The sequence below is a fragment of the Mesobacillus boroniphilus JCM 21738 genome (genome assembly GCF_000517385.1).
GTDB lineage: Bacteria > Bacillota > Bacilli > Bacillales > Cytobacillaceae > Mesobacillus > Mesobacillus boroniphilus.
Map to the genome: position 1 here is coordinate 1 of NZ_BAUW01000169.1, position 3,144 is coordinate 3,144.

The 3,144-nt window shown below is 42.1% G+C and carries 3 protein-coding genes and 1 riboswitch; of the genes, 2 read left to right on the top strand and 1 reads right to left on the bottom strand.

All coding sequences use genetic code 11. From position 1 onward, the window contains the following. The first annotated feature begins 190 nt into the window (after window positions 1-190). Entirely contained in the window at window positions 191-739 is a 549-nt protein-coding gene (locus JCM21738_RS21305) for a DUF2087 domain-containing protein (RefSeq protein WP_052019852.1), read from the top strand. Between the two features lie 62 nt (window positions 740-801). Here JCM21738_RS21305 and JCM21738_RS21310 read toward each other — a convergent pair whose 3' ends face one another. Next, window positions 802-1,584, bottom strand: coding sequence for a carbon-nitrogen family hydrolase (locus tag JCM21738_RS21310; protein ID WP_023615133.1), 783 nt, complete (start codon window positions 1,582-1,584; stop codon window positions 802-804). A 127-nt stretch (window positions 1,585-1,711) separates the two neighbouring features. Here JCM21738_RS21310 and JCM21738_RS21315 point away from each other — a divergent pair, with 127 nt between their 5' ends. After that, entirely contained in the window at window positions 1,712-2,887 is a 1,176-nt protein-coding gene (locus JCM21738_RS21315) for a pyridoxal phosphate-dependent aminotransferase (RefSeq protein WP_023615132.1), read from the top strand. 79 nt (window positions 2,888-2,966) lie between these two features. Continuing rightward, window positions 2,967-3,074, top strand: a riboswitch (SAM riboswitch). The last annotated feature ends 70 nt before the right edge of the window (window positions 3,075-3,144 follow it).

A 3,144-nucleotide genomic window follows, 5' to 3' on the forward strand; every position in this document is an offset into this window, starting at 1 on the left:
TGCTAAAAGCTTTGAATGAAACAGTCTTTAAAAATCTGCCGGGGTAATTTTTAAAGAAAAGATTTACTCATTTCTCTTTTAAAATAATGAAAAATGTTTTATATTAGATATATAACTAATTAGATATTCATCGAATTAATAAAATGGAGTGATTTTATGCAGCTGGATAATTGTTGCTTTTCATAAAGCAATGGGGGACCCAACAAGGTTAAGAATAGTGGCTTTGCTAGCCAACGGGCCGCTTCATGGCCAGGCAATTGCCGGAAAACTAGGCCTTACCCCGCCGACAATCACACATCATATCAAAAAATTGCGGGATATCAATGTCATTTTTGAGCGCAGGGACAAGAACACGATTTATTTTCACTTAAATGAGTCATTAATCAAGCAACAGGCGAAAACACTTGGCAAGTTGATTGAGAAAAAGGAAGGGGAGGTGGAAGCAATAATCGAACAGAATATCGAAAGACAAAAGGTTATTGAGAATTTCTTTACAAAAGATGGTAAATTAAAGAACATCCCGGCGCAACGGAAGAAGAAACTGATGGTATTCGAATATATGGTCCGTGGGTTGAAAGCCGGAAAGAAGTATCCAGAAAAGGAACTGAACGAATATATCACGAAGTTCCATGAGGACTATGCGACAATCAGAAGGGAATTCATCATCAATCATTACATGTATCGTGAAAATGCGATTTATGAATTGAATCCTGAAGAGATGTGGGCAAAACCAGAATGATTCCTGAATAAAGCCAAAACCGCCTGAGACCTCGTCTTCGGCGGTTTTTCTGTAGGCAGAGATTAATACAGTTCGGGTTGGCGATCGGTGAAGATAGGAATTCTGCTCCTTGCTTCCTTAACCTCATCCAGGTCGATTTCTGCAAGAAGGATTTCCTCACCTTCTCCACCTTCTGCAATCACGTCACCCCATGGACCAATGACCATGGAATGGCCAGCAAATTTATTGTTAGGGTCTGAACCGGCCCTGTTGCATGCTATAATAAAGCATTGGTTCTCAATTGCACGGGCGATGAGCAATGCTCGCCAGTGTTCCAACCGCTGGATTGGCCACTCAGCAACAACAAACATCGCTTCGACTCCCTGGAGTGCATGTGCACGGACCCATTCCGGGAAGCGGATATCATAGCATATCAGCCCTGCAAATTTGTGGCCATCTAAAGTAAATAACCCTTTTTCCTTTCCGGCAGCCAGATACAGATGCTCATCCATGAGCTTGAACAAGTGGAGCTTGCTGTATTTTCCTGCCTGCTCACCATTCTTGTCGAATACAAGCAGTGTATTCTCAATGCCTGCTTCGGTTTTATTGGCAACCGAACCGCCAATAAAATGGGAATTGTATTTCTCAGCTGCAGCCTTGAAAAACACTTTGGCTTCTTTTGCGTTTTCTTCTGCAGTGTCTTTTAAATTATCGAGATCATATCCGGTAGTCCAGAGTTCGGGAAGGACAATGAAATCAGGTTTTTGAGCATTTGCCTGGTGAATCAGTTCGGAGGCTTTTTTGTAATTTTGCCTAGGATTCCCAAAGGCAATGTCCATTTGAAGGCATGCTATTTTATATTTCATCAATGATCACCGCCATACTTTCTGAAAATTATATCTTTACAAGTTACTATTTACGTTATATCATTTGTGACTAGAATTTCAAATAAATATTTAAAATTACTAATATATTTCCTAAGCAGGTGAGAAAATGGAATTTCCACAATCAAATTTACTGAAAAACCTGCCCAAGCAGTTTTTTGCTTCACTCGTACAAAAAGTGGGAGCATATACTGAAAAAGGGGCAGACATTATAAACCTGGGACAGGGGAACCCTGACCAGCCTACTCCACAGCACATTGTTGAAAGTTTGAAGCAAGCTGCGGATAATCCCGTCAACCATAAGTATTCGCCCTTCAGAGGCTTGCATTCGTTAAAAGAAGCTGCAGCAGCATTTTATAAAAGGGAGTATGGAGTCGAACTTGAACCAGAAGAAGAAATTGCCATCCTGTTCGGTGGCAAGGCTGGCCTGGTTGAAATTCCTCAATGCCTGTTGAATCCTGGGGAGACCATTCTCGTTCCAGACCCCGGCTATCCTGACTACATATCTGGAGTCGAACTTGCGAAGGCGAAGATGGCGACAATGCCACTGAGAGAAGAGAACGGCTTTCTGCCTAATTATGCTGAATTAAGTGCAGAGGATTTGGATCAAGCAAAACTGATGTTCCTCAACTACCCAAATAATCCTACGGGCGCGGTAGCACACCAGGAATTTTTTGATCAGACAATCGAGCTGGCCAGAAAAAATGAAATTTGTGTTGTCCACGATTTCGCGTATGGGGCAATTGGCTTTGACGGGAAACGGCCACAAAGCTTTTTACAGTCAGAGGGTGCCAAGGACGTAGGAATCGAAATTTATACGCTCTCGAAAACGTATAATATGGCTGGATGGCGTGTTGGCTTTGCAGCAGGGAACAAGAGTGTGATTGCTGCGATTAACCTGCTTCAGGACCATATGTATGTCAGCTTGTTTGGTGCTGTCCAGGAAGCGGCAGCAGAAGCTTTGTTAGGGCCGCAGGAATGTGTAGCTGAGTTAAACGATTTATACGAATCAAGAAGAAATATACTTATTGACGGATTGAACAAAATTGGCTGGCACGTCACAGCACCAAAAGGCTCATTTTTTGCCTGGCTTAAGGTTCCGGAACACTTCACTTCGGTTGAATTCGCGGATTTCTTGCTTGAAAAAGCACATATTGCAGTTGCGCCAGGTGTTGGGTTTGGGGAACACGGAGAGGGCTTTGTGAGGGTTGGCTTGCTGAGCTCCGAGGAGAGATTGCAAGAAGCAGTCAGCAGAATCGAAAGCTTGGAAATTTTCAAAAAATAGTTGACATTGATTTATGAACCTGACATAATCCTAATTAATAAATTTACTTTAACCAATTAAATAACTTGATTAAATTATTTTCTTATCAAGAGCAGGCGGAGGGACGAGCCCGATGAAGCCCGGCAACCGATCCAGCATAAGCTGGGCACGGTGCTAATTCTTGCAGCGTAAAGCTGAAAGATGAGAAGAGTTTAGTGTATTTTCTAACCTCTTCTTTGTGAAGAGGTTTTTTTATTGTTTAGGAAACTATAAAATTT

Coding starts and splice junctions, on each gene's coding strand:
- JCM21738_RS21305 (WP_052019852.1), top strand. CDS start 191: ATGGGGGACCCAACAAGGTTAAGAATAGTGGCTTTGCTAGCCAACGGG.
- JCM21738_RS21315 (WP_023615132.1), top strand. CDS start 1,712: ATGGAATTTCCACAATCAAATTTACTGAAAAACCTGCCCAAGCAGTTT.
- JCM21738_RS21310 (WP_023615133.1), bottom strand. CDS start 1,584: ATGAAATATAAAATAGCATGCCTTCAAATGGACATTGCCTTTGGGAAT.